At 70.3% G+C, this 25,854-nt stretch carries 24 protein-coding genes; 14 read left to right on the top strand and 10 right to left on the bottom strand.

Annotated elements, in window-relative coordinates; translation table 11 throughout:
* Positions 1–126: 126 nt before the first annotated feature.
* The 5 genes from DEJ01_RS00510 (at position 127) to DEJ01_RS00490 (ending at position 5,864) form a co-directional block, all read left to right on the top strand.
* A complete protein-coding gene (locus tag DEJ01_RS00510; protein WP_181438313.1) occupies positions 127–1,050 on the top strand; it encodes a beta-1,6-N-acetylglucosaminyltransferase in 924 nt (307 codons plus the stop codon).
* 21 nt (positions 1,051–1,071) lie between these two features.
* The gene (gene gmd / locus DEJ01_RS00505) at positions 1,072–2,100 is read left to right on the top strand and encodes a GDP-mannose 4,6-dehydratase (protein ID WP_111053820.1); all 1,029 of its coding nucleotides are present in this window, start codon (positions 1,072–1,074) and stop codon (positions 2,098–2,100) included.
* Positions 2,100–3,071 carry a GDP-L-fucose synthase gene (locus DEJ01_RS00500; protein WP_111091911.1) on the top strand — a complete coding sequence of 324 codons (972 nt, stop codon included), beginning with the start codon at positions 2,100–2,102 and terminating at the stop codon, positions 3,069–3,071. The genes gmd and DEJ01_RS00500 overlap by 1 nt, the downstream gene beginning before the upstream one ends.
* Positions 3,072–3,106: 35 nt before the next feature.
* Positions 3,107–4,927: a DUF4012 domain-containing protein gene (locus DEJ01_RS00495; RefSeq protein WP_111091910.1), complete on the top strand. Its 1,821-nt coding sequence runs from the start codon at positions 3,107–3,109 to the stop codon at positions 4,925–4,927.
* Between the two features lie 379 nt (positions 4,928–5,306).
* Positions 5,307–5,864, top strand: coding sequence for a hypothetical protein (locus DEJ01_RS00490; protein WP_111029789.1), 558 nt, complete (start codon positions 5,307–5,309; stop codon positions 5,862–5,864).
* A 69-nt stretch (positions 5,865–5,933) separates the two neighbouring features.
* Here the strand turns inward: DEJ01_RS00490 and DEJ01_RS00485 are convergent, their stop codons facing one another.
* On the bottom strand, positions 5,934–6,398 hold the full coding sequence (locus DEJ01_RS00485; RefSeq protein WP_111046648.1) for a VanZ family protein: 465 nt from the start codon (positions 6,396–6,398) through the stop codon (positions 5,934–5,936).
* Between the two features lie 259 nt (positions 6,399–6,657).
* Here DEJ01_RS00485 and DEJ01_RS00480 point away from each other — a divergent pair, with 259 nt between their 5' ends.
* From DEJ01_RS00480 to DEJ01_RS00470, 3 genes are all read left to right on the top strand, one after another.
* A complete protein-coding gene (locus DEJ01_RS00480) occupies positions 6,658–6,987 on the top strand; it encodes a hypothetical protein (protein ID WP_071248415.1) in 330 nt (109 codons plus the stop codon).
* A 101-nt stretch (positions 6,988–7,088) separates the two neighbouring features.
* Complete coding sequence (locus tag DEJ01_RS00475) at positions 7,089–7,418, top strand: hypothetical protein (protein ID WP_217499688.1); 330 nt, start codon at positions 7,089–7,091, stop codon at positions 7,416–7,418.
* A 271-nt stretch (positions 7,419–7,689) separates the two neighbouring features.
* Positions 7,690–13,224 (top strand): Ig-like domain-containing protein, encoded by a 5,535-nt coding sequence (locus DEJ01_RS00470; RefSeq protein ID WP_146247526.1) that lies wholly within the window; start codon positions 7,690–7,692, stop codon positions 13,222–13,224.
* Positions 13,225–13,310: 86 nt separating this feature from the next.
* Here the strand turns inward: DEJ01_RS00470 and DEJ01_RS00465 are convergent, their stop codons facing one another.
* The 3 genes from DEJ01_RS00465 to DEJ01_RS00455 form a co-directional block, all read right to left on the bottom strand.
* Complete coding sequence (locus DEJ01_RS00465) at positions 13,311–14,042, bottom strand: SOS response-associated peptidase (protein ID WP_111091907.1); 732 nt, start codon at positions 14,040–14,042, stop codon at positions 13,311–13,313.
* A 108-nt stretch (positions 14,043–14,150) separates the two neighbouring features.
* Entirely contained in the window at positions 14,151–14,792 is a 642-nt protein-coding gene (locus DEJ01_RS00460) for a hypothetical protein (RefSeq protein WP_111091906.1), read from the bottom strand.
* A 3-nt stretch (positions 14,793–14,795) separates the two neighbouring features.
* Entirely contained in the window at positions 14,796–15,482 is a 687-nt protein-coding gene (locus DEJ01_RS00455) for a hypothetical protein (RefSeq protein WP_111091905.1), read from the bottom strand.
* Between the two features lie 228 nt (positions 15,483–15,710).
* On the opposite strand from DEJ01_RS00455, the gene DEJ01_RS00450 reads away from it, so the two are divergent.
* The 3 genes from DEJ01_RS00450 to DEJ01_RS00440 are packed head-to-tail and all read left to right on the top strand — an operon-like array spanning position 15,711 to position 17,521.
* Positions 15,711–16,136 carry an organic hydroperoxide resistance protein gene (locus DEJ01_RS00450; RefSeq protein WP_027465016.1) on the top strand — a complete coding sequence of 142 codons (426 nt, stop codon included), beginning with the start codon at positions 15,711–15,713 and terminating at the stop codon, positions 16,134–16,136.
* 10 nt (positions 16,137–16,146) lie between these two features.
* Positions 16,147–16,533 (top strand): YchJ family protein, encoded by a 387-nt coding sequence (locus tag DEJ01_RS00445; protein ID WP_027465017.1) that lies wholly within the window; start codon positions 16,147–16,149, stop codon positions 16,531–16,533.
* 34 nt (positions 16,534–16,567) lie between these two features.
* Positions 16,568–17,521 carry an SDR family NAD(P)-dependent oxidoreductase gene (locus tag DEJ01_RS00440; RefSeq protein ID WP_111091904.1) on the top strand — a complete coding sequence of 318 codons (954 nt, stop codon included), beginning with the start codon at positions 16,568–16,570 and terminating at the stop codon, positions 17,519–17,521.
* A 34-nt stretch (positions 17,522–17,555) separates the two neighbouring features.
* Here DEJ01_RS00440 and DEJ01_RS00435 read toward each other — a convergent pair whose 3' ends face one another.
* Complete coding sequence (locus DEJ01_RS00435) at positions 17,556–18,422, bottom strand: shikimate dehydrogenase (RefSeq protein ID WP_181438312.1); 867 nt, start codon at positions 18,420–18,422, stop codon at positions 17,556–17,558.
* Between the two features lie 58 nt (positions 18,423–18,480).
* Between DEJ01_RS00435 and DEJ01_RS00430 the strand changes: the two genes are divergently transcribed.
* Complete coding sequence (locus tag DEJ01_RS00430; RefSeq protein ID WP_258375608.1) at positions 18,481–19,488, top strand: iron-siderophore ABC transporter substrate-binding protein; 1,008 nt, start codon at positions 18,481–18,483, stop codon at positions 19,486–19,488.
* Between the two features lie 127 nt (positions 19,489–19,615).
* Here DEJ01_RS00430 and DEJ01_RS00425 read toward each other — a convergent pair whose 3' ends face one another.
* Positions 19,616–20,020, bottom strand: coding sequence for a DUF1304 domain-containing protein (locus tag DEJ01_RS00425; protein WP_111024254.1), 405 nt, complete (start codon positions 20,018–20,020; stop codon positions 19,616–19,618).
* 60 nt (positions 20,021–20,080) lie between these two features.
* Between DEJ01_RS00425 and DEJ01_RS00420 the strand changes: the two genes are divergently transcribed.
* Positions 20,081–20,404: a chorismate mutase gene (locus DEJ01_RS00420; RefSeq protein ID WP_111024253.1), complete on the top strand. Its 324-nt coding sequence runs from the start codon at positions 20,081–20,083 to the stop codon at positions 20,402–20,404.
* Positions 20,401–21,489: a beta-propeller fold lactonase family protein gene (locus DEJ01_RS00415; protein ID WP_111091901.1), complete on the top strand. Its 1,089-nt coding sequence runs from the start codon at positions 20,401–20,403 to the stop codon at positions 21,487–21,489. The genes DEJ01_RS00420 and DEJ01_RS00415 overlap by 4 nt, the downstream gene beginning before the upstream one ends.
* Before the next feature lie 16 nt (positions 21,490–21,505).
* Here the strand turns inward: DEJ01_RS00415 and DEJ01_RS00410 are convergent, their stop codons facing one another.
* Genes DEJ01_RS00410 through purS form a run of 4 tightly spaced genes read right to left on the bottom strand, consistent with a single transcriptional unit; the run spans position 21,506 to position 25,791 of the window.
* Positions 21,506–22,426, bottom strand: coding sequence for a 2-hydroxyacid dehydrogenase (locus DEJ01_RS00410; protein WP_111091900.1), 921 nt, complete (start codon positions 22,424–22,426; stop codon positions 21,506–21,508).
* A gap of 13 nt (positions 22,427–22,439) precedes the next feature.
* Entirely contained in the window at positions 22,440–24,821 is a 2,382-nt protein-coding gene (gene purL / locus DEJ01_RS00405; RefSeq protein WP_258375607.1) for a phosphoribosylformylglycinamidine synthase subunit PurL, read from the bottom strand.
* Positions 24,822–24,838: 17 nt separating this feature from the next.
* Positions 24,839–25,534, bottom strand: coding sequence for a phosphoribosylformylglycinamidine synthase subunit PurQ (purQ, locus tag DEJ01_RS00400; RefSeq protein WP_027465024.1), 696 nt, complete (start codon positions 25,532–25,534; stop codon positions 24,839–24,841).
* 5 nt (positions 25,535–25,539) lie between these two features.
* Positions 25,540–25,791 carry a phosphoribosylformylglycinamidine synthase subunit PurS gene (gene purS, locus DEJ01_RS00395; protein ID WP_017886272.1) on the bottom strand — a complete coding sequence of 84 codons (252 nt, stop codon included), beginning with the start codon at positions 25,789–25,791 and terminating at the stop codon, positions 25,540–25,542.
* Between the last annotated feature and the right edge of the window lie 63 nt (positions 25,792–25,854).

Below are 25,854 nucleotides of genomic sequence, written 5' to 3'. Positions count from 1 at the left end.
CTCCGCGGGACGCAAAGGAGTTCGGTCTGGCGGTCTTCGCTGACGCTCGTACGGTAGATTCAGCCGATCAGGGGGCCGAGAGGTCGGATGTTCCGGTTGATCCCTCTCGATCACGAAGGGGCGGCTGTGAAACCGATCTTCCTCGTCTACACCTTCCAGGACGCGGAACACCTCCGGGAACTCGTCGAAGCGCTGTCACCGTACGAAGTGATCGTGCACGTTGACGCGAAGGTCGATCTGTCCCCGTTCGCAGTCGCTGTCGAGGACTGTGCCAACGTCCGAATGGTGAGGGACAGGGTGCAGGTCAACTGGGGTGGCTACTCGCAGGTCCGTGCGATCCGAGCCCTCGTTCGGCACGGACTCGAGTTCGCGGACGACGACGACTACCTCGTCCTGCTCTCCGGGTCTGACTACCCACTCCGTACCGTCGACCACTTGATTGCCCACCTGGAGGAGCACCAGGGTCGGCAGTTCCTCCGCGCATTCGAAATCTCGGCGAGTGAAGAGAAATACCGTAGTCAAGTCGACCGGCATCACCACCGTGACATGCGTCTCTTGTCGACCCGGACCGGTAACAAAGCTCTCCGAAAGCTCCGTAACGGGATCATCCGGCTCATCGACGGCCCCTTCAGCGTGAAGCGACCTCCGGCTCTCCCGGGCGGGCTGCGCGTTGGTCACGGCGGTACGCACTTCGCGGTGACAGCATCGTGTCTCCGCGAGATGGAAGCCCTGGTAACGCCGGAAATCGAGCGCTACTTCGCAGCGATATTCTGCCCGGAGGAAAAGTTCTACCAATCCCTGGTCATGTGCACCCGCTTCGCTTCGGCGACGCCAGCAGGCGGCTTCGAGGACTACGTCGGCCCGGGGAACTGGCGATACGCCAACCTTCACCTGATCGACCCGACTCTCATCCGGGTGTTCACCGAAGAGGATTGGCCGGAAGTGGCGTCCTCCGATGCCTTCTTCATCCGGAAGATCGTGACCGGACCGAGCACCGGTCTTCGCACCAAGATCAAGACCGAGCGGCTGACGGCCGCGCGCTCCAACTAACGACGTGAGGACGGGAACCAGTTGCCCAAGAAGGCCTTGATCACAGGCATCACCGGACAGGACGGCTCGTACCTGGCCGAGCTGCTGCTCCGGAAGGGGTACGAGGTGCACGGACTCATCCGTCGTGCGTCCACGTTCAACACCTCGCGGATCGACCACCTGTACGTGGACCCGCACAACCCCGACGCCAAGCTCTTCCTGCACTACGGGGACCTCGGCGACGGTGCGCGGCTCGTCAGTCTCCTCAGCGAGCTGAAGCCCGACGAGGTCTACAACCTCGCGGCGCAGTCGCACGTGCGGGTCTCGTTCGACGAGCCGGAGCACACCGGTGATGTGACCGGTGTCGGCACGATGCGCATGCTCGAGGCCGTCCGGGTGTCCGGCATCCACACGCGCTTCTACCAGGCGTCCTCCTCCGAGATGTTCGGCGCGACCCCGCCGCCGCAGAACGAGGAGACGCCCTTCTGGCCGCGTTCTCCGTACGGTGCCGCGAAGGTCTACAGCTACTGGGTGACCCGGAACTACCGCGAGGCCTACGGGATGTTCGCGGTCAACGGCATCCTGTTCAACCACGAGTCACCGCGTCGCGGTGAGACGTTCGTCACCCGGAAGATCACCCGCGCGGTCGCTCGGATCAAGGCTGGCCTCGAGGACCACGTGTACCTCGGCAACCTCGACTCCGTCCGCGACTGGGGGTACGCCGCTGAGTACGTCGAGGGCATGTGGCGGATGCTGCAGGTCGACGAGCCGGACGACTTCGTGCTGGCGACCGGTGGCGACTTCACGGTCAAGGACTTCCTCACCACCGCGTTTTCGCACGCCGGGCTGAACTGGGAAGACCACGTCCGGTTCGACGAGCGTTACCTGCGACCGAGCGAGGTGGACGCCCTGGTCGGCGACGCCTCGAAGGCCAAGGAGAAGCTCGGTTGGGAGGCGACCGTCGACACCGCCGAGCTGGCGAGGATCATGGTCGACGCCGACATCTCCGCGCTCGAGCACGAGGGCCGTCCCTGGATCGACACCGTCCGTCTCGAGAGCTGGGGTTCCTGATGACCACGACCGACTTCACCCCCGGTCCGATCGATCGAGCTGACCGCGTCTACGTCGCGGGGCACCGCGGCCTGGTGGGTTCGGCGGTCTGGCGCAAGCTCGCGTCGGAGGGCTTCACCGACGTGGTCGGACGGACCTCGTCCGAACTCGACCTGAAGGACCGCGGCGCGGTCTTCGCCTTCTTCGCGGACCAGCAGCCGAAGCACGTCGTGCTCGCCGCCGCCAAGGTGGGCGGGATCATGGCGAACAACACCTACCCGCACGATTTCCTGAGCGAGAACCTGCAGATCCAGGTCAACGTGATGGATGCCGCGGTGGAGCACGGTGTCGAACGGCTCGTGTTCCTCGGCTCGTCCTGCATCTACCCGAAGATGGCCGAGCAGCCGATCCACGAGGACGCACTGCTCACGGGCCACCTCGAGCCCACGAACGACGCGTACGCCATCGCCAAGATCGCTGGCATCCTGCAGGTGCAGGCCGTCCGTCGGCAGTTCGGCCGCCCGTGGATCTCGGCGATGCCGACCAACCTCTACGGCCCCGGCGACAACTTCTCGCCGACCGGGTCCCACGTCCTGCCGGCGCTCATCCGCCGGTACGACGAAGCCGCTCGCAGCGGTGCATCAACCGTTGAGAACTGGGGGACCGGGTCGCCTCGTCGTGAGTTCCTGCACGTCGACGACATGGCGGCGGCGGTGTTCCATCTCATGGAGCACTACGACGGTCCTGACCAGGTCAACGTCGGTACCGGGTCGGACGTCACGATCAAGGAGATCGCCGAGACGATCGGCAAGATCGTCGGGTTCGAGGGCGAGACGGTCTGGGACACCACCAAGCCGGACGGGACCCCGCAGAAGCTGCTCGACGTGTCGAAGCTGGCGGATGCCGGTTGGACGGCACAGATCGGCCTCGAGGACGGGCTCCGCAGCACCGTCGACTGGTACCGCGAACACGCGGACTCCGTCCGTCAGTGACGGGTGTGGGACGTACGGAACCGTAGGATCGCCTCATGTCCGACCAGCCCGAGTCGCGACGCACTGCAGTACGCCGGGGGTCCAGGGCCCGGATCGTCCTGTGGGTCGTCCTCGCCCTTGTCCTGCTGCTGATCCTCGCCGTCGCCTGGGTCGGTGTCCGCGGCCTGCTCGCAAAGGGGCACCTGGAGCGGGCCGTCGGGGACGTCGACACCCTCCGGTCGCAGCTGACCAGTGGTGACACCGGCGCCGCGCAGAAGACCGCGAGGCATCTCGAGGACGAAGCAGCGTCGGCTCGATCACTGACCGGCGACCCCGTGTGGGGCGCAGCACAGTCCGTACCCTTCTTCGGGACCAACCTGCGGGCCGTGCGCGACATCTCGGTGATCGTCGACGACGTCGCCAGCGATGCCGTCAGTCCCGTCGCCGGCGTCATCGACGGCCTCGGGTCGGATTCGTTCGCGCCGAAGAACGGCAAGATCGACCTCCAGCCGATCGAGGACGCGCAGCCGGCGGTCGCCCAGGCCACGAAGACGCTCCAGCAGGCACGCGCCGACGCGGCGCGGATCGACACCAGTGGAACGCTGTCGCCGGTCACCACCGCCGTGGGACAGCTGCGGAACGCGCTGTCGTCAGCGTCCGAGCAGGCGGTGGCGGCGAACCGCATCGTGCAGCTCGCGCCGGCCATGCTCGGTCACGACGGGCAGCGGCGGTATCTGCTGCTCTTCCAGAACAACGCCGAACTGCGAGCCGGGGGAGGTATCCCCGGTGCGGTGGCGGCGCTCGACGCGAAGGACGGTTCGCTCCGTCTGTCGGCCCAGGCCTCGAGCGGGGACTTCGGGCCGTACGAGGAACCGGTCCTGCCACTGACGGCTGACACGCGTGGGCTCTACGGGGAGATCACCGGGGAGTACATGCAGGATGTCACCCTCACACCACGCTTCGACGTCTCGGCGAAGCTCGCGCGGGAGATGTGGAAACAGAAGTTCGGCCAGCAGGTGGACGGCGTGCTCGCCATGGACCCGGTGACGCTCAGCTTCATCCTCAAGGCGACCGGCCCCGTGCAGTTGCCGACCGGAGACACTCTGACCTCCGACAACGCGGTGCAGCTGCTGCTCAGCGACGTCTACGCCAAGTACCCCGACCCGGCGGTGCAGGACGCCTTCTTCGCGTCCGCCGCCAGCGCGGTGTTCGCCAAGGTCTCTTCTGGCGGATTCGACGCGAAGGCATTCGTGTCGGCGCTGACGCAGAGCGCTGACGAGGGCCGTTTGCGGCTCTGGAGCGCCGACAAGGCGGAGCAGCGCCGCATCAGCGGGACTCCGGTCGCGGGCGAACTACCGACGGCCAGCGTCGACTCGAACCAGTTCGCCGTCTACCTGAACGACGGCACCGGCGCGAAGATGGACTACTACCTCCAGAAGCGCGTCTCCGTTGGCAGTTCGGTGTGCCGGAAGGACGGACGACCGACGTCGGTCGTCGAGATCACCGTGAAGAACGCGGCACCGGCCGATGCCGCGACGACCCTGCCGCGCTACGTCACCGGGGGCGGTGACTTCGGCGTGGAGCCCGGCAAGATCAAGACCCTGCTCGCTGCGTACGCGCCCGAGAACGCGATCTTCCTCGGCGCCACGAAGGACGGCAAGACCACTCCGGTGCAGACAGCGACCGACGGCGGGCACCCGGTGGCCCAGCTGCAGACCCTGCTCGCCCCCGGCGAGAGCCTGACCTACCGTGTCGCGTTCCTCGGCGAGGCGAAGTACGCGAAGGCGGCGGTGCAGGCGGACTCGACTCCTGGCGTCCGGCAGAACGAGACGAAGCCCCTCACGTTCGACTGCGAGCGGCCGCTCACCGCGGGCTGACAACGGAACCTCCGCAAAGCGAACCGCGAGTGTGCCCCCACTCCGAGGGGCAACGCGCCAACCTGTCCGGGCGCAAAGGTCCTTGATCGAACGCACAGTGTGCTCTGGTTCACACCGTTGAGCCCTCTCACCTGGGGTTTCTGTTATGTGAAGCCTCGATGGACCGACGGTAGGGCCGTGGGACGGGTAGTTGGCGCGGATGAACACACGTCGACCAATGAACAAAATCCACGTGATCTGGTATCAAGCTGGGAAACTCCGCTAGATTGAGACAACTTCGCCATAACAACCGCCATTTCTGTGGCTGGGGTCAACCACCGGCGAACAGCGGGCTCTGGGTGTCAGGGTCTGGATTTTCAGATCTTTAGGGGAACCATTCATGAAGAAGCTCATCGCAGCGGTGGTGCTGGCTGGCGCCGCACTGCTCGCCACTCCGGCCGTCGCCAACGCCGCCGGTTACACGCCTGACTCCGACGTCTCCGTCTCCGGCACTGCCGTCGCCGGTGGCACCGCTTCGGTGAACTTCACCGAGGGCGCGTTCCAGGACAACGAGACCGTCAACGTCCAGGTCACCGGTGCCGGTGCGGTCACGCTCGGCGCGCTGCCGACCACGACCGTCTCGAAGACCTACACGGCCGCTTCGGACGGCTCGCTCGTCGTCAAGGTCACGTTCCCCCAGGGCGCCTCGGGCACCTACAACCTGACCGCCACCGGCGCCACCTCGGGCGTCGTCGGCTTCGCGGCCTTCACCGTCGCCCCGGCCGACGCTGCTGCGGTTCCCGCCGCTGGTGCTGGCAACGGCACCGACGGCACGCTGGCCTTCACGGGTTCGACCGTCTCCGCCCTGGCCCTCTGGGTCGCCGGCGGCGCAGTCGTCCTCGGTGGTGGCCTCCTGCTGGTCCGCGGCTCGGTCCGCCGCCAGCGCGAGTCCGTCTGAGTCTCGACACACTGAACGAAGCCCCCGGAGCATCTGCTCCGGGGGCTTCTTCGTGTGCGGAGGACGTCGTCAGCGACGCCGGGCCGCCCGGCTGAGCAGCAGCACACCCGCCACGGCCCCCAGGAGCGCCCCCACGCCGTTGGCGACGACGTCGTCGATGGTCGCGGTGCGGGCGGGCAGGAACAGCGCCTGACCGGTCTCGATGCACGTGCTGACGACGAGCCCCGCGGCGATGGCGGCCCACCACCAGCGGGCACCGGCGAGCAGCACCACGAGCAGGCCGAGCGGCACGAAGTAGACCACATTCGCCAGGGACTCCACGGTGGCGTAGTCGATGCGCTCCGGCAGGCCGTGACGGTGCGCGGCTGCGAGGACGCGGGTGAGCCACGGGGCCCCTGCAGCGTCGACGGGGGAGCCCCAGAACCCGACGAGCGCCAGGGCGACGCCGTAGGCGATCGCCAGCCCCGTCGCGAACCGACGGCTGCGCCAGGTGGCCGGGGCGCGGTCGTCGACGCGGGGCTTGTCGGAGGTCACGTGCCGACGCTAGCGAGTCGCGCCTCCAGGCAGGTGTCCGCACCGTCTCGTCCCCCGATCCCGGCGATCCGGAAAACGAGTACCCCGATCCTGGCGCTGTACCCCGGAAGTGCGACGCACCTGCCCGGAAATCCGGGGCTGCCCAATGGATGGCATTGACGAAACCCGTGAATCGACGGGCCTGGCTGGCGATCCCCTCGGCACTTCTCGTAGCGTTCTGGTGTCAGCAGATGTACCCCGGATCGTGAAGGAGAGCGACATGAGCATCACCGTGAACAACGCGACGCAGGCCGAGGTCACCCTCGACACCGACACCGTGGACACCATCGCGATCCTCGAGGCCGATGCAGCGCTCTCCTCGCGCCCCAAGCGCGCCAAGGTCACCTGGGTGCAGGAAGACCAGGGCGAGTGGATCGCCGGCTACGGCGGGTACTTCGGCGGCAGCGTCGACAAGCGCGACGACCGTTACGTGGCCTCCGACACCTTCGGGCTCGTCGTGGGCGAGTTCTCCTCCCTCGAAGAGGCACAGACCAAGCTCGAGGACCAGCTGCACGTCATGCTCCCGCCGGTCATCCGGCCGGTCGAGTGACGACGACGGACACCAGCTCCACCGGCGCCGATCGTGACGCCCGCACCACCCGGAACCACCGGCACCACCCAGTACGCAGCACAGCACGAAGGAGCAGCACCATGAGCACGACCGTCGCCCACCGCCAGCAGGCCGAGGTGACCCTGGACACCCAGACGATCGAGGTCATCGCCGAGATCGAGGCCCAGGTCGTGGCTCCCGTGCAGGCAGCCCCCGTCCGCATCTCGTGGGCCCAGGCCGACACCGGTCTGTGGGTCGCGAACTACGGCGGCTACTACGGCGGCACCGTCGACCGCCAGGGCACCCACTTCTTCGTCTCCGACACCTTCGGTGAGTACGTCGGGGACTTCCGGTCCCTCGACGAGGCGAAGGCGCGTCTGTCCGAGCGCCTGCACGTGCTGCTGCCGGACGTGATCCGTCCGACCGCGTGATCCGCTGCTGATCGCTCGCTGATCGTCGAACCCCCGCCGGCCTGCCGGCGGGGGTTCTTCCGTGCGCCCGGGGCGCGAACGGGTCGCGACGGCGGACCGAGACGTGCCGGACCGCCGCGTACCCCCTGAACGAGTGGTCCCCCCTATTGGGGACCCGGATTGTCCCCATCCGAACACGAGGAACTGCCAGGATCAACCTGGCGCCAACGACCGTTCCCCCTGATCCTCCGGTCGGTCTCGGTGCCCGCATCGTCTCGACCCGAAAGTGATCATGCAGCGTACGAACCCGGGCACCGCTGTGCCCAGAAGCCGTCCCGGCCTGCGCGCCGTCGCCATGCTCGGCGCCGCGCTCCTCGCCGGCGTCGGTCTGACCCAGGCCGTCGTGGCCGACCCCGCCGCCGCAGCCGGCGCGCTCGCCTGCGACCAGAACACGCTGTACGGCATCAACACCGCCGCGAACCAGCTCGCCGCCATCGACGCCACCACCGGTGCCGTCACGAACGTCACGAGCATGGCGCCGGGCGACAACGCCCTCGCGGTCGCCCGCAACGGTGTCGCCGCGTACGCGTCGATCAACAACGGCAACACGATCACCGGGTACGACGCGGTGAACGATGCCCGGATTGCCGACGTGACCGCCGCGGACCCGAACGGCAGCCACCAGCTGCTCCGTGGTGCGATCAACCCGGCGACCGGCATCTACTACTACGCGAGCGGCGCGAACCCCGCGTACCTCGGTGCGTACGACACGAAGACCGGCGCGAAGATCGGCCAGGTCGGCACCATCGGCAACCTGCTCACCAACAAGAACGGTGACATGGCGTTCAGCACCCGCGGGCTGCTGTTCGTCGTCACCGGCAACGAGATCCGTCGTGTCGACACCGAGACGGTCCCGACGACCGCGGGCACCACGGCTCTGACGACCTCGAAGGTCGCGACCCTGCCGATCGACGCGAGCACGAGCGGCAGCCCCGGCATCGCGTTCTCGTCCGACGGCTACCTGTTCGCCTCGGTCGGCTCCACCATGTACAAGATCGATCCGGGGTCGGGCGCGCAGGTCAGCACGTTCACGATCGCGAACGGCTACGCGCCGAGCGACCTCGCGTCCTGCAACTACGCCAACACCCTGGCGGCGCAGTCGAGCGTCGACCAGCGGTGGAGTCCGTCCGACCAGTTCGGTCTGGCGGTGACCGGCGGCGGCGTCTCGACGGGCAACACGGCCACCACCAACGGCACGGCCGCCGGCACCCAGCCCCAGAAGGCGGGCGCGGTCCTGTCGACCCCGAACAAGACCTACACGGCCCGCCAGACGGCGGTGGGCACCACCGACCTGTCGAACTACACGACCACGTGGAAGGCCGTGAACCTGAACAGCGACGCGGTCGTCGCCAGCGGCACCGGCACGACGGGGACCTTCACGTTCCCGGCAGCCACCACCGCGGACGGCACGGACGTCCTGGTCACCTTCACGAACACGCTGAAGGCCACGCACGTCACCACCAGCAGCGACACCGCCACGACCCCCACCGGCACGGCGCTGTCGGTGCCGGCTGCCTCGGGTGTGCTCGCGAACGACCAGGGGACCGGCCTGTCCGTGGTCTCGAACACCACGCCGGCGCACGGCACCGCCACGGTCGCGGCCGATGGCTCGTACACGTACACCCCGGCCGGCGGGTTCTCCGGCTCGGACACGTTCCAGTACACGGCGAAGGACTCGTCGGGGCAGACCTCGACCAGCACCGTGACCGTCACCGTCGCACCGAAGGGCTCCGACGACGCCTACAGCGTGCACGCGGGCACCGTGCTCACGGTGGACGCCGCGGAGGGCGTCCTGACGAACGACCGCGGGTCGGACCTGACCCTCACCGGCCACGGTCAGCCGTCGCACGGTCTGGTGAAGATCGGCCCCGACGGGTCGTTCTCCTACGGCGCCGACAAGGGGTACTCCGGTCCGGACTCGTTCACGTACACCGCGAAGGACGGCTCCGGCGCGACCGTCACCGCGACGGTGCGACTCACCGTCCTGCCGACCGCGACGGCCGATGCCGTCACCGCGACGGCCGGGTCATCGACGACCGGCAACGTGCTCGACAACGACCTGGGCACCGGCCTGACGGTCACTGGCAACAGCACCCCCGCGCACGGTTCGGCGACGGTGCGTCCGGACGGCTCGTACTCGTACACCCCGGCCGCCGGGTTCTCCGGCACCGACTCCTTCACGTACACCGTGACCGACGGCAGCGGCGGGACCGACACCGTCACGGTCACCGTGCAGGTCGCCCCGGCCGCGCAGGACGACACCGTCAAGGTCGCCGCGGGGGGCACGGCCACGGCCGGCACCCGGGCGACCGGCGTGCTCGGCAACGACGCCGGCACCGGGCTCACCGTGGCGTCGAACACGTCCCCCTCGCACGGTGCGCTGACGCTCGACAAGGCCACCGGCACGTTCACGTACACGCCGGCCGAGGGGTACTCCGGCCCCGACGCGTTCACGTACACGGCGGTCGACGGCTCCGGTTCGCCGAGCACCGCGACCGTCACCATCACGGTCAACCCGACCATCGGCGCCGACACCGCGTCGACGGACTCCGGCGCCCCGGTGACGATCGACGTGCAGGCCAACGACCGTGGTGCGGACCTCGAGACCACGATCGTCACCGGTCCGTCCCACGGCACGGCCGTCGTCGCAGCAGACGGCTCGGTCGAGTACACGCCGACCGCCGGAGCGTCCGGCACCGACTCGTTCACCTACACGGTGACCGACGGCAGCGGAGTCACCACCGGTGCGGCGCCCGTCACGATCACCGTGCGACCCGTCGCGACCGCCGACACGGTGTCGACCCGGGCCGACCAGGCGCTGACCATCGACGCCGCCACCCTGACCGGCAACGACCGGGGCACGGGGCTGACCGTGACCGACGTGACCGCAGGCGGGGCCGCCGGCGGCGACGGCAGCGGCACCGGCAACAGCACCGGCGAGACAGGCACCGGCACCGGCGAGACCGGCGCCGCCCGCGGCACCGTCACGCTCGACCGAGCCACCGGCCACGTCGTCTACACCCCGGCCGACGGCTTCTCGGGCACGGACACCTTCACCTACACGGTGGTCGACGGAGCAGGCCGCTCCACGACCGGCACGGTCACCGTCGTCGTCGGCCCGCGCGCCACGGCCGACACCGCCACCGCCACGGCCGGCTCGACGCTGACCGTCGCGAAGGGCGACGGCGTGCTCGCGAACGACCGGGGCACCGGCCTGACCGCGGCCGTCGACCAGCAGCCCGCACACGGCACGGTCGAGCTCGCCGCGAACGGCTCGTACACGTACACGCCGAAGGACGGCTTCTCGGGCACGGACACCTTCACCTACACGGCGATGGACCCCGCCGGCCGCACCACCACCGGCACCGTGACGGTCACGGTCCGCCCCGGCACGGAGCCCGACACCGTCACCGTGGCGGCGGGCGGCAGCACCACGGTCACCTCCGGCGCCCTGACGGGCAACGACCACGGCACGGGCCTGACGGTCGTGTCCGTCACCGACGGGAAGAACGGCACCGCGACCCGCAACGACGACGGCACGATCACGTACACGCCGAAGGACGGCTTCTCCGGCACGGACACCGTCACCTACACGGTGACGGACCCGTCGGGCACCACGAACACCGGCACCGTGACGGTCACCGTGACCCCGGTCGCCAGTGGCGGGTCGACCTCGGCCGAGGCCGACGCCACCACCACCGTGCCGGCCGGCACCGGACTGCTCGACGGTGCGAAGGGCACCGACCTGGCGGTCACCGACCACACGAAGCCCTCGCACGGCGAGGTCACGGTCGACGAGGACGGCTCGTACACGTACAAGCCCGAGCCGGGCTACTCCGGCCCGGACGAGTTCGACTACACGGTCACCGACGGCTCCGGCGGGACGACCACGGGCACCGTGACCATCGTCGTCGCCCCGAAGGCCGCCGCGGACACCGCGACGACGAGCGCCGCGACCCCGGTCGACGTCGCCGTCACCGGCAACGACTCGGGCACGAAGCTCGCCGTCACCGCGGTCTCGAAGCCCGGCCACGGCACCACGACGATCACCGGCAGCACGACGGCCGGCGGAACCGGCGGCGCAACCGGCGGCCCGACCGGTGCCAGCTCGGTCACGTACACGCCCGCCGACGGGTTCTCCGGCACGGACACGTTCACCTACACGGTGACCGACCCGACCGGCGGCACCGCGACGGCGACCGTCACCGTGACCGTCACGCCGACCGCGGTCGCCGACGCCTTGCGCACCGCGGCGAACACCGCGCTGCCGATCAGCGGCGCGACCCTGACCGGCAACGACCGCGGCACCGGTCTCGCCGTCACCGCGCACGGCCGCGCCGAGCACGGCACCGTGACCGAGGGCACCGAGCCTGGCTCGCTCGTCTACACCCCGGCGAAGGGCTTCTCCGGCGCGGACACGTTCGACTACACGGTGACCGACGGCGCCGGACGGACCTCGACCGCGACGGTCACGGTCGTCGTCGGCGTCGCCGCGGTCGACCACTGGCACACCATGTCGACGAACCGCAGCATGCGCATGACCGCCGACAAGGGCGTGCTGGTCGGTGACTCCGGTCGTGGGCTCTGGGCCGCCATGGAGACGAAGCCGTTCAACGGCACACTGTCGCTCGAGAAGGACGGCTCGTACGTCTACACGCCCACGTCGAACTGGTCCGGTCGTGACTGGTTCACGTACTCGGCCAACGACGCCGACGGCACCGCGGCGTTCGCCCGCGTCGTCATAGACGTCGCCCCGGCCGCGAAGGACGACAAGGCCACGACCACGGCCGGCAAGACGGTCCGGGTCGCCGGCCACGGCGTGCTCGGCAACGACCACGGTGACGCCCTGACGGTCGTCGCGGTGGGTCAGGCCCGTCACGGCACGGCCTCCATCGCCGCCGACGGCACGTTCGTCTACACCCCGGCGAAGGGCTTCTCGGGTACCGACACCGTCACGTACCGTGCGCAGGACTCGATGGAGCAGCAGGTCGACGCCACCGTCACGATCACGGTCGGCATCGCCGCGGCGGACGACTCCGGGCACACCGTGTCCGGCACGCCCGTCACCCGTGACGCCCGCCACGGCCTGCTCGCCGACGACCAGGGCACCGGCCTCACCGCCGCCCCGGCCCGGAAGCCCGCCCACGGCACCGTGACGATCCAGCGGAACGGCGCGTACGTCTACACGCCGGCCGCCGGCTTCACCGGCACGGACACCTTCACCTACACGGTGAAGGACGCCTCGGGGCAGACGGCCACCGCCACCGCGACCATGACCGTGGTCGCCGCGGCGGTCGCCACCGACGACTCCGCCACCGGGATCGTCGGACACCGGGTCGTCGTGGATCCGCTCGACAACGACTCCGCCTCCGGCGGCGCCACGTTCGAGCCGGGCACGCTGCACCTGCTCCACCCGGAGTCCGGCGCACCGACCGACCGCGTGGTCGTCGCCGACCAGGGCACGTGGACCATCCGCGACGGCCGGGTCGTCTTCACCCCTGAGAGCGGGTTCACCGGAACCACCTTCGTCGGTTACGAGGTCACCGACAGCGCGGGACAGACAGTTACCGCGACCGTCACGGTCCGGTTCCCGACCGGGCTCGCCGCGATCGTCCACGGCACCGAGCTCGCCTTCACGGGCGTGACCGGGCTGGTCGGCCTCGGGCTCGCGGCACTCGCGCTCATGCTGGCGGGCGTGCTCCTGGTGACCCGACGACGGATCGCGGTCCGCGTCACGCCGGGCATCCGCCGCAGCGCACGTCCGTAACAGGGCACCGGACTGGAGGCCCGGACCACCGAAGCAGACCCGCTGCGGTGATCCGGGCCTCCTGTCCGCGCGCGGGGCGCGACCGCCTACTCGACGGGCGCGATGAGCTGCGGTCCGTCGTTCCGCACGCTGTTCACCGTGCGGGAGACCTCGTACTGCGCAAGGCCCGCGGCCACCGCCAGCGACTCGTGGTCGAGCAGGGCCAGCAGGTCGTCGGCGTGCAGGTCGCCGCCGAGCCAGTCGTCGTAACCGTCGGGCGTCAGGAACGCGGGCATACGGTCGTGGACCTCGCCCGGGGCGACGTGGGCGTCACGGGTGATGATCGCGAGCGACAGGCGCCACTTGTCCGGGTCGCCCTCGGGCTTCGTGGGGTCGGGCCAGGCGCTCACGACGCCGGCCATCGCCAGGGCGCCGCCTGGTTCGTGCACGAAGTGGGGTTCCTTGCCGTCCTCGCGCACGACCCACTCGTAGTACCCCTGCGCCGGGACGATGCAGCGGTTCGTGGCGAAGGCCCGCTTGAACATGCCGCTCGTCGCGACGGTCTCGATGCGGGCGTTGATCGGCTTCGGGCGCTGCTTCTGGAAGTCCTTCGCCCAGCTCGGCACGAAGCCCCAGCTGATCTGCGGCAGTTCCCGTTCGCCGTGCCGCTGGCGGACGGCGTACACGGGGTCGGTCGGGGCGACGTTCCAGCTCGGGGCGAGGCCGGGGTGCACCTCGCCGGTGTCCTCGTCGACGTGCTCGGTCCGGGCGGCGAGCTCGCCCATGAGCTCGGGCAACAGATCGGCCGTGGTGTCGGAGACGACGAACCTTCCACACATGCGCCCAGTGTGCCCGTCGCCGCCGACAGTGGTGCGCGTCGGGGTGCGCCGTTCACGCTTCGTGAGCAGGAATGGTCGCGTGCCTCACAGTGACTCGACCGCTTCTGCTCACGAAGTGGGGCGTGCGGGCGTATCGGGTGCGGGTGCGGGTGCGGGCTCGAGGGACTCGGCGGCCAGGCGGGCTCGTTCGGAGCGGCCGAGGTGGACGAAGTACTCCGACAGCCCGATCGTGTACACGGCGATCAAGAGCACGTGGAACCAGCTGGCGGGCCCGAGGACGAACGCCCCGAGGACGGCGACGAGCCCCGAACCGAGCAACGGTGTGACGCGGGCGAGCATGCCGATCAACCCCCGCCGCAGCAGGACGGTGTCGGTGCGGACGATCTCGCGGTGCTCCGGCAGGACCGGCACCGGCCGACGCTGCACGTACAGCTGCGTGGCTCCCCGGGCGGCGAGCTGCCACGAGGGCCGCACCTGCCGACCGTTGATCGTCGTCGAGGGGTCCGGCGGCTGCCACGTCGGGATGCACGCGAAGGCGAGCAGTCCGACGCCGAGCGCCAGCAGCACCATCGCGACCACGCTGCGGACCGGAGTGGTCCCCGTCCAGTCGACCCGGGCCTCCAGGACGGCCATGCCGACCAGCGCGACGACCGCCGCGATGCCGGACCACAGGGCGGCACGACGGACGCGTGCCGGATCCAGCACGTCCGTGACGTGCCGGCGGAAGACCTGCCAGCCGAGCGTGAACACGGGTCACTCCTCCGGCAGGGCGAGCTTGCTGCCGCTCCGTGCGCCGGGACGGCCTCGGGGTGGCAGGGGCGGGGGAACCGGCGGGAGCGCTTCGGCCTCGACGCGGAGCTGCTTCTGGCGGCCGAGGGTGCGCAGTCCTCCGATCGCGGTGACGGCGCCGCTCAGGGGCACGACGAACCAGAAGGCGGATAGCCCGACGAGCCCGTCGCCGGCCGGCACGGTGGCGACGTTGACCACCACGGTCCCGACGAGTGCCAGGGCCGAGCCGCCGAGCATCAGGAAGCCCCGGAACGCGCCGCGGACGATCAGGTCGCGGGTCTCGGGCATGCGGTCGAGGACGGCGTCGCGGTGTTCCGGGGCAACCGGAGGCGGATTGCGGCGGTAGTACCGGGCGACGGCCTCCTGGGTGCGCCATCCGATGCCGGGGATCGGCGGGACCGCCCACCCCTTCGGGCCGATCGGGACGAAGCACGAAACGATGCCGCCGACCCCGGCCGCGAACAGCGCCGATGCGACCAGCCACACCGCGAGGGGGACCGAACTGTCGTCGACGAGCAGCGCCAGCCCCTGGAACCCGATGAACGCGACCGCCGTGACGACGGCGGCGACGACCACGACACGACGGCGGTACTGCGGCCCGATGAGTGCGGGGAAGCGCTCCCGGAACACCTGCCACCCGATCTTGAACACTCATCATGTCTACCCGGCGCTGATGTTGGGTGCCCGCGCGCTTTGCGTTCAGTGAGCAGAAGATGTCGGGTGCTGGCGGGGGACTCGACATCTTCTGCTCACTCGATGCACGGCGCACCCGCATCCCACACCCGGACACGCCCGAGCGCTGCGCGCCCGGAGCCGCCGCACCCGCGACGTGATGCTGCCGCTCAGGATTCGTCCAGGCGAGCACGGTGACCTCGGACCATGAGTCTCGACATCGTCTACACCGCCGCTGCCCACGCCACCGGAGGCGGCCGCGACGGGCACGTCCGCAGCGAGGACGACCGGCTCGACCTCGACACCCGCCCGCCCAAGGAGATGGGCGGCAGCGGCGAGGGCACCAATCCCGAGCAGCTCTTCGCCGCCGGGTACGCCGCGTGCTTCCTCGGTGCCCTGCACGCCGCCGGCAAGGAGCTCGAGGTCGACACCACCGGCGCCGAGGTCTCCGCCGAGGTCGGCATCGGCGGCACCGGCAACGGCGCCTTCGGCCTCGCCGTGGAGCTCGACGTCTACGCCCCGAACGCCCCGCAGGAGCAGCGCCAGCGCCTGGCCGAGCGTGCACACGAGATCTGCCCGTACTCGAACGCCACCCGCGGCAACATCACCGTCACGCTGTCCATCGTCGACTAGCGTTCGGCCGGTGGTCACCGACACGACGCGCTGCCCCTGCCTGAGCGGCAACCCCTACGGGGAGTGCTGCGGCCCCCTGCACGCCGGGGCCGTGGCGCCGACCGCGGAACGGCTCATGCGCTCCCGCTTCAGCGCCTTCGCGCTGGGCCTGCCGGAGTACCTGCTGCTCACCTGGCATCCGCGCACCCGTCCGGCGGGTCTCGAGTTGGACCCGACCCAGCGCTGGACCCGGTTGGACGTGTTGGCGACCACCTCGGGAGGCCCGTTCGACTCCCACGGCACCGTCACGTTCCGCGCGTGGTGGCGTTCCGACGACGAGCGCGGCACGCTCGAGGAGACGAGCGACTTCGTCCGCGAGCAGGGACGATGGTTCTACGTGGACGGCGTGGTCGCCTGACGACTGCGCACCACGCCAGCTGACAGGAGCCCACATGCCCGCACGCGACCTCACCCGCTTCGGCGACCGGACCACGGCCGCCGAGGTCGTCGACGGCCTCGACCTGTCGGGGCGCACGGCGATCGTCACCGGTGCGGCGTCCGGCATCGGCGTGGAGACCTCCCGAGCACTCGCCGGAGCCGGAGCGCGCGTGACGCTCGCGGTGCGGGACGTCGATGCCGGCCGACGGGTGGCGGACGACATCGCCCGGACGACGGGGACGGAAGCACCGGCCGTCCTGGAGCTGCACCTGGACCGGCCGGCTTCCGTCGAGGCCTTCGCCGCAGCGTGGTCGGGGCCGCTCGACGTGCTCGTCGCCAACGCGGGCATCATGGACGCGCCCGAGTCGTACACGCCCGCCGGGTGGGAGTCGCACTTCGCGACCAACCACCTCGGGCACTTCGCCCTCGCGCTCGGGCTGCACGACTCCCTGGCCGCCTCGGGTTCGGCACGGATCGTCTCGGTGTCGTCGAGCGGACACGGTGGTTCGCCCGTCGTGTTCGACGACCTGTTCTTCCGCCGGCGCCGCTACGAGCCCGGACTCGCGTACGGGCAGTCGAAGACCGCCAACGTGCTGTTCGCCGTCGCTGCCGGCCGCCGGTGGGCCGCCGACGGCATCACCGCGAACGCCCTCATGCCCGGCGGGATCTGGACCGGGCTGCAGAAGCACTGGGACCCGGAGGTGCTGGCCGCCACGAAGATCGCCGCGGCCGACGCCGTGAAGTCCCCGGAGCAGGGAGCCGCGACCTCGGTCCTGCTCGCCACCGCACCGGAACTCGACGGGGTCACGGGCCGGTACTTCGAGGACTGCCACGAAGCGGCGGTGGTGGAGCGGATCGAGGACGGCCTGCACGGCGTGCTGCCCTGGGCCCTCGATCCGGACCAGGCCGATCGCCTGTGGGACGTCTCCGTCGCGCTCCTCGACGCCGAGGCGCGGTCCCGCGGCTGATCGAGGGCGCCAGGGTCGTCGTCGTCGTCGCCGGCTAGCTGCCGATGACGGCGGGCAGGTCGACCGCGGTGCGCATCGCCCGGCGGACCCCGGCCTCGTCGGGGAGCAGCTCGTCCTCGTCACCGGTCAGGAAGAACCGGATCTGCCCGATCGCCTGCTCGGTGAGCATGTCGAGGCCGTTCAGCACGCGGCCCCCGGCGTCGGTCCAGCGGCTGGCGACCGCGGTGGGCCACGGTTCGTAGGCGACGTCGAACAGGACGGCGTCCGGCCCCGACGGACGGAACTCGAGCGGGTCGGCGGCACCACCCGGCAGCGTCGAGAGGACGAACCCGTGGTGCGTGCCGGCGAGTTCGGTCAGGGGGTGCACCTCGAGCGTCACCCCGAGCCGGACGGCCAGGTCGACCAGCGCACGCGTCTTCGCGGTGTCGCGGACGAACACCCGGACGAGCGACGCCCCGAGCCGGACGGCAGCGGTCAGGGCGCTCGCCGCGGTGGCTCCGCCGCCCAGGATCGTGGCCTCGCCGGGCAGGTGTCCGAGCGCCTCGACCGGGCGGACGAGGCCCTGCACGTCGGTGTTCGCGCCGGCTCGGACGATCGTGGAGCCCTCGTGGCGGAACGCGACCGTGTTGGCGACCCCGAGCTCGTCGACGAGCGGAGTGGTGCGGTCGAGCAGCGGTAGCACCTCGCGCTTGAGCGGCATCGTGAGGCTCAGCCCACGCCATTCCGGACCCAGCCCCGCGACGAACGCGGCGAGCTCGCCGGACGCGACCTCGTGCCTCCCGTAGGTGAAGGGCAGGTCGAGCGCATCGTAGGCCGCAGCGTGGAGCGTGGGCGAGAGCGAGTGCGCGATGGGGGAGCCGAGCACCGCGAGGTGCGTGCGGCCTGGATCGGTGAACGCCACGGTCACCCAGCCTAGCCAGCCGTTTTCCTGCGCACCCCGTTAGGTTAGGCTACCCTTCGTGAACCGTTCTCCCTTGCGTCTCCGACGCGTGCTCGCCGCAGCCGGCGCCGTCGTCGCAGCGTCCCTCGTCCTCGCCGGCTGCGCGTCCGGCTCCGGCTCCTCGACCGACTCGGCGTCGTCGGGGTCGTCCGACGCCGCGTTCCCGGTCTCGATCACGACCGGCCTCGGCACCACCACCATCGAGTCGGCACCGAAGCGCGTCGTCGCACTCGGGTGGGGCGACGCCGAGACGGCGCTCGAGCTCGGTGTGCAGCCGGTCGGTGCGAGCGACTGGCTCGCGTTCGGCGGTGACGGTGTCGGTCCGTGGCTCAAGGGTGCGTACGACAAGTCCCCGAAGATCATCCAGACGCTCGAGCCGAGCTACGAGGACATCCTCAAGCTCAACCCCGACGTGATCCTCGACGTGAAGTCCTCGGGTGACAAGGAGCGGTACGACAAGCTCTCCGCGATCGCGCCGACCGTGGCGATCCCGAAGGGCGGCGCGAACTACCTCGCGTCGACCGAGCAGCAGACGACCATGATCGCGAAGGCGCTCGGCAAGGAGTCCGAGGGCAAGAAGCTGCTCTCCGGCCTCGACGACGCCTACGCCGCAGCACGCAAGGCGCACCCGGACTTCGAGGGCAAGACGGCCGTCGTCGGTGCCTACAGCTCCGAGGGCTTCGGGGCGTACGCCTCTACGGACAGCCGTTCGACCTTCATGCGGAACCTCGGCTTCGAGATCCCGAAGGCCATCGACGAGCAGGCCGGCAAGGAGTTCTCCGTGCACCTGTCCGACGAGAACCTCGACCTGCTCGACGCCGACCTGACGCTGATCCTGCCGATCTACGTCGACGCGTCGGAGGCCTCGTCGAACAAGCTGTTCCAGAAGGTGCCGTCGGTCGAGGCCGGGCACTCGATCGTCTTCGACGACAAGGACATCTCGTCGGCGTTCTCGATGGGCACCACGGCTGCGATCGAGTGGGCGCTCGACAAGCTGCCGGCGCAGTTCGAGGAGAAGCTCGGCTAGAGCTGGTCGTCGCTGCTGGCCGGTTCCGCTGGTCAGCACCGCTGGTCAGCGCCGCGAAAGCGACAGGGTGCCGCCGATGTTCGGTGGCACCCTGTCGCTTTCGCAGTTCGGGGGAGGGTGAGCTGGGCTAGACGCCGATGGTGGAGCCCAGCAGCGCGAAGAGCAGCGCGATCAGGGGGAGCGTGCCCTGCTTGAAGGCGGAGTTGACGTACTTGCGACCCGAGCCGATCAGGATCACCGCGGCACCGAGCATGCTCGCGGTCGAGAACACCACGAGGGTCCAGCCGCTCACGGTGTTGCCGGCCAGCACGAGCACGACGCCGAGGATCGCCCCGATCGCCAGGAACAGGTTGTAGAAGCCCTGGTTGAAGGCGAGCGAACGGGTCGCCACGGCTTCGGTCTCGGAAGCGATGCCGAAGATCCGGCGCGCTTGCGGACTGGTCCAGATGACCGATTCGAGGAAGAAGATGTACACGTGGATGAGGCCCGCGAGGACCGCACAGACACCCGAGATCACCAGCAGGACCGACATGTGCACATTCTCGCAGCAGCGGGCCGGGTTCCGCTGCACGTCCGCCAGTAGGCTCGGACCATGAACGACGACGTCACCCTGTCCGAGGCCGACGCGAGCGCCGTCGCCGAACTGCGGAGCATCCGGCAGAGCATCGACAACATCGACGCCGCCGTGATCCACATGCTCGCGGAACGCTTCAAGTACACGCAGCGCGTGGGGCACCTGAAGGCCGAGTCGGGCATGCCCGCCGCTGACCCGGACCGCGAACGGATCCAGGTCGCACGGCTCCGGTCGCTCGCCGCCGACTCCCACCTCGACCCCGCCTTCGCCGAGAAGTTCCTCAACTTCATCGTCGCCGAGGTCATCCACCACCACGAGCGCATCGCGGGCCGCGACGAATGAGCGCCGAGCTGCCGTCGCTGCTCATCGGGTCGTACACGGCGACCGGTGGCGGCAACGCCACAGGCATCTCGCTGGTCGACGCCGGACCGGTCGGAGTCGTTCCGGCACCCCGGACCGTCGCGGTGCTCGACGACCCCTCGTTCCTCGCCGTCTCGGCTGACCGGGTCTACGCGGTCTCCGAGACGAACGACGGCGCCGTGTCGGCCTTCCGGCTGCAGGGCGGCGCACTCGAACACCTGTGGGACGCCCCCGCCGGCGGAGACGCCCCGTGCCACGTGCGGGTCGACCCCTCGGGCGCGCTCGTCGTCACGAACTACGTCTCCGGCACGGTCACGGCGATCTCCCTCGCCCCGGCCGAGTCGCACGCCGCCTCGGTGACCGCCAGCGACGGTGTGGTGCTGCACGGGGACGCCGACCAGCGTTCGGTGCCGGCCGAGGCCGTCGCGGTCGCCGTGCTGCCCGACGCCACGGGTCCTGACGACGACCGCCAAGACGGCCCGCACGCCCACCAGTCGATCGCCACCCCGGACGGCACGGTGCTCGTCGCCGACCTCGGCGGCGATGCCCTGCACGAGTTCCGCGTCACGGTGTCGGCCGACGGGGTCCCCGCCATCGAGGCGCTCCGCGTACACCACGTGACCCCCGGCGCCGGCCCGAGGCACATGGCCTGGATCGACGGTGACCTGCTCGTCGCCGGTGAGCTCGACGGGCGTGTGCACCGCCTGCGCCGCGACGACTCCGGGTCGTTCGTGACGATCGCCGCCGTGCCCACGTTCGACGGTGCCGTGGGGGAGTCGCTGCTCAGCCACATCGAGGTCGACGAGGCCGGCCGCGTGTACGTGGCGGTGCGCGGGCGTGACCTGCTCGTGGTGCTCGACGCGCGTGACGGCGGGCTCGCCGTCGTCGGATCGGTGCCCTGCGGTGGGGTCTGGCCGCGACACTTCGCTCGGGTGCCCGGGTTCGTCCTGGTGGCGAACCAGATGTCCGACGCCGTCGCCGTGCTGCCGCTCGACGCCGAGGGCATGCCCGGTGAAGCCGTCGCGCAGATCCCGGTCGGCACCCCGACCTGCGTCGTCCCGCTCTGACGCCGGGAACAGCCGGCTAGAACTCGATCAGGTTCTCGAACGGGCGACCCTCGGCCAGCGCGGCGACCTGCTTGCGCATCAGCTCGATCGACCGCGGCACGCTCAGGTCGGTGTTGCCGCCGACGTGCGGGGTGAGCACGGTGTTCGGCGTCGTCCAGAGCGGGTGTCCGGCGGGCAGGGGCTCCGGGTCGGTGACGTCGAGTGCCGCGAACAGCCGCTCCGACCGCAGTTCGGCGACCAGGGCGTCGGTGTCGACGACCTTGCCGCGCGCCACGTTCACCACGAGGGCACCGTCCGGCAGTGCCGCGAGCAGCTCCGCGTCGACCAGGCGTTCGGTCTCGGCGGTGAGCGGCGCGATGAGCACGAGGACGTCGGTCGTCGGAGCCAGCTCGGGCAGCTCACCGAACGCGTGCACGTGCCGGCCGTCCTGCTCACGAGCGGTCCGGGCGACCACGGTCACCTCGGTGCGGAACGCCTCGAACCGGGTGGCGATCGCGGACCCGATCGCCCCGTAGCCGACGACGGTCACCCGGCGGTCGGCGAGCGATCGGGTCTCGCGGGCGTCCCAGACGCCGTTCGCCCGGTCGACCTGGAACGCCGAGATCTCACGGAGTGACGTCAGCGCGAGGCCGACCGCGAGCTCGGCGGTCTCGTCGTCGTGGATGCCGCGACCGTTCGCCAGCTGCGCGTGACCGGGCACGTGCGGGATCGCGTGCTCGTACCCGGCGCTCGGCAGCTGCAGCAGCTGGAGCTCGGGCAGGTCGTGCACGAACTGCCAGCGGTGCCGCCCCTCGAAGTAGAACGGCAGGAACGTGATCGCGACGTCGTCCGGGCGACCGTACGGCGACTCGACGTCCCAGACGTCCAGCTCGATCCCGTCCGGCACGGGGCCGAACCGGTCGACGAGCTCGGCGAAGGGCAGGGTGACGATCGGCATCCGCGACCCGGGCCTAGGCGTCGGTGCGCGGCGAGAAGGCACCTTCGGAGTCGAGCGGCCCGCGGCCGACGTACCCCTCGGTGACGTCCTCGACGATCACGTCGCCGAAGCGGGCCGGCAGCGTCGCGGCGTGGGTGCCGCGCAGCTCGTCGACCGTGGCCTCGAACGCGCCCTGGACCTCGAGCGTGCTCGACGTCGCGTCGGTCACGCCGATGCGCAGCACCGGGAAGCCCCGGCCGTCGCACATGCCCTGGAACCGCACGTCGTCCTCGCGGCGGACGGTCACGATGACGCGACCGGTCGACTCGGAGAACAGCGCGGTCGCGGTGTCGATGCCGTCGCGGGTCTCGAGCTCGTCGAGGACCACGCGGGCGCCGATGCCGAAGCGGAGCACGGACTCGGCGAGCGACTGGCCGAGGCCGCCGTCCGCCAGGTCGTGCGCGCTGGTGAGCAGCTGCTCGCCGGACGCCGCGTACAGCAGCTCGGCGAGGGCCTTCTCGCGCTCGAGGTCGACCGCCGGGGGACGCCCGCCCAGGTGCCCGTGCACGGTGCCGGCCCACGCGGAGCCGTCGAGCTCGAGGCTCGTGGTGCCGAGCAGGTAGATGTTGTGGCCGTCGTCCTGCCATCCGGACGGCACGCGCTTGGCGACGTCGTCGATGATGCCGAGCACGCCGACGACGGGCGTCGGGTGGATGGGGGTCGAGCCGGTTTGGTTGTAGAACGACACGTTGCCGCCGGTGACCGGGATGCCGAGCTCCATGCAGCCGTCGGCCAGGCCCTCGACCGCCTCGGAGAACTGCCACATGACCTCGGGGTTCTCGGGGGAGCCGAAGTTCAGGCAGTCGGTGACGGCGGCGGGGACGGCACCGGTGACGGCGACGTTGCGGTAGGCCTCGGCCAGGGCCAGACGGGCACCCTGCTTCGGGTCGAGCTGGCAGTAGCGGCCGTTCGCGTCGGTGGCGATGGCGACACCGAGGCCCGTTTCCTCGTCGACGCGGATCATGCCGCCGTCGTCGGGGAAGGACAGTGCGGTGTTGCCGAGCACGTAGGTGTCGTACTGGTTCGTGACCCAGTTCTTCGACGCCAGGTTCGGCGAACCGAGCAGGCTGAGGAACTGTGCCTTCAGCGCGGGGCCGTCGGCCGGTCGGTCGAGCGAGGCAGCGGTGTCGGCCTGCAGCGCGTCGATCCAGGTCGGGTAGGCGACCGGGCGGTCGTAGACCGGGCCGTCGACGGCGACGGTGCGCGGGTCGACGTTCACGATCTCCTGGCCCTGCCAGTCGATGACGAGTCGGCCGGTGCCGGTGACCTCGCCGAGCACGCTGGTCTCGACCTCCCACTTGCCGACGACGCTGAGGAACTCGTCGAGCTTGTCGGGGCGGACGACCGCCATCATGCGCTCCTGGCTCTCCGACATCAGGATCTCTTCGGCGGTGAGCGTCGGGTCGCGGAGCAGGACGTCGTCGAGCGAGATGTGCATGCCGCCGTCACCGTTGCTCGCGAGCTCCGAGGTGGCGCAGGAGATGCCCGCGGCGCCGAGGTCCTGGATGCCCTCGACCAGGTCCTTCTGGAACAGCTCGAGGCAGCACTCGATCAGGACCTTCTCGGCGAAGGGGTCGCCGACCTGCACGGCCGGGCGCTTGGTCGGGCCGCCCTCGGTGAAGGTGTCGGATGCCAGGATCGACGCGCCGCCGATGCCGTCGCCACCGGTGCGGGCACCGAACAGGACGACCTTGTTGCCGGCACCGGACGCGTTCGCCAGGTGCAGGTCCTCGTGGCGGAGGACGCCGACCGCGAGGGCGTTGACCAGCGGGTTGCCCTGGTACACCGGGTCGAAGTAGGTCTCGCCGCCGATGTTCGGCAGGCCGAGGCAGTTGCCGTAGAACGAGATGCCACCGACGACGCCGTGCACGACGCGTGCGGTGTCCTCGTGGTCGATCGCGCCGAAGCGGAGCTGGTCCATCACGGCGACGGGGCGGGCGCCCATCGAGATGATGTCGCGGACGATGCCGCCGACACCGGTGGCCGCGCCCTGGTACGGCTCGACGTAGGACGGGTGGTTGTGCGACTCGACCTTGAAGGTCACCGCCCAGCCGTTGCCGACGTCGACGACACCGGCGTTCTCGCCCATGCCGACCATCAGGTTCTTCGTCATCTCCGGCGTGACCTTCTTGCCGAACTGACGGAGGTAGTTCTTCGAGGACTTGTAGGAGCAGTGCTCGCTCCACATCACCGAGTACATCGCCAGCTCGCCCGAGGTGGGGCGGCGGCCGAGGATCTCCTTGATGCGGGCGTACTCGTCCGGCTTCAGGCCCAGCGCGTCGTACGGCTGCTCCTTGTCGGGGGTGGCTGCCGCGTCCTGCACGGTGTCGGGCTTCGGGCGAACGGGTGTCGTCACGGTGTCGTTGTTCCCTGTCACTTGACGAGCGCGTGCTCGATCACGGAGGTGAAGAAGGTCAGGCCGTCGGTGCCCGAGGCCATCGCAGCGGGGGTGTCCGGGCCGAAGCCGGCCTCGGTCGCGTGCTCGGGGTGCGGCATCAGGCCGACGACGTTGCCGCGTTCGTTCGAGACGCCGGCGATGTCGTCGATGGAGCCGTTCGGGTTCACGCCGACGTAGCGGAACACGACCTGGCCGTTGTCCTCGATGCGCTTGATGGTGTCGGCGTCCGCGACGAAGCGGCCGTCGGCGTTCTTCAGCGGGATGGTGATCTCCTGCTGGGCGCTGAAGCCGGAGGTCCAGGCGGTCGCGGTGGTCTCGACGCGGAGCTTCTGGTCGCGGCGGATGAACTGCTGGTGCGCGTTGCGGGTGTGCGCGCCGGGGACCAGACGGGCCTCGGCCAGCATCTGGAACCCGTTGCAGATGCCGAGCACGGGCATGCCCTTGCCGGCGGCGTCGATGACCTCGGCCATGATCGGGGCCTTCGCGGCGATCGCGCCGGCACGCAGGTAGTCGCCGTACGAGAACCCACCGGGCAGCACGATGGCGTCCACGCCCTGCAGGTCGTGGTCGCCGTGCCAGAGGGCGACGGGGTCGGCACCGGCGAGACGGACGGCGCGCTGAGCGTCGCGGTCGTCGAGCGAGCCGGGGAACGTGATGACGCCGATGCGCATCCGGGTCACTGGCCTTCGACGGTCACGGACACGACGTCCTCGATGACCGCGTTCGAGAAGACGTCGGCTGCGATGTCGCGGACCTCGGCGAGCTTGGCGTCGTCGACGGGGCCGTCGACGGTCACCTCGAAGCGCTTGCCGATGCGGACGTTGGTCAGGTCGGCCTTGCCGAGGCGGGCCAGGGCGTTGCCCACGGCCTTCCCCTGGGGGTCGAGGATCTCGGCCTTGGGCATGACCTCGACGACGATCGTTGGCACGTGTTCTCTCCAGCACTTCAGGGGTGGGGGGACGCGACCAGTCTACGGGGCGCGCGCGACACG

This window comes from Curtobacterium sp. MCLR17_040 (assembly GCF_003234735.1).
Taxonomy (GTDB): domain Bacteria; phylum Actinomycetota; class Actinomycetes; order Actinomycetales; family Microbacteriaceae; genus Curtobacterium; species Curtobacterium flaccumfaciens.
This window is presented reverse-complemented; position numbering and strand designations above follow the sequence as displayed.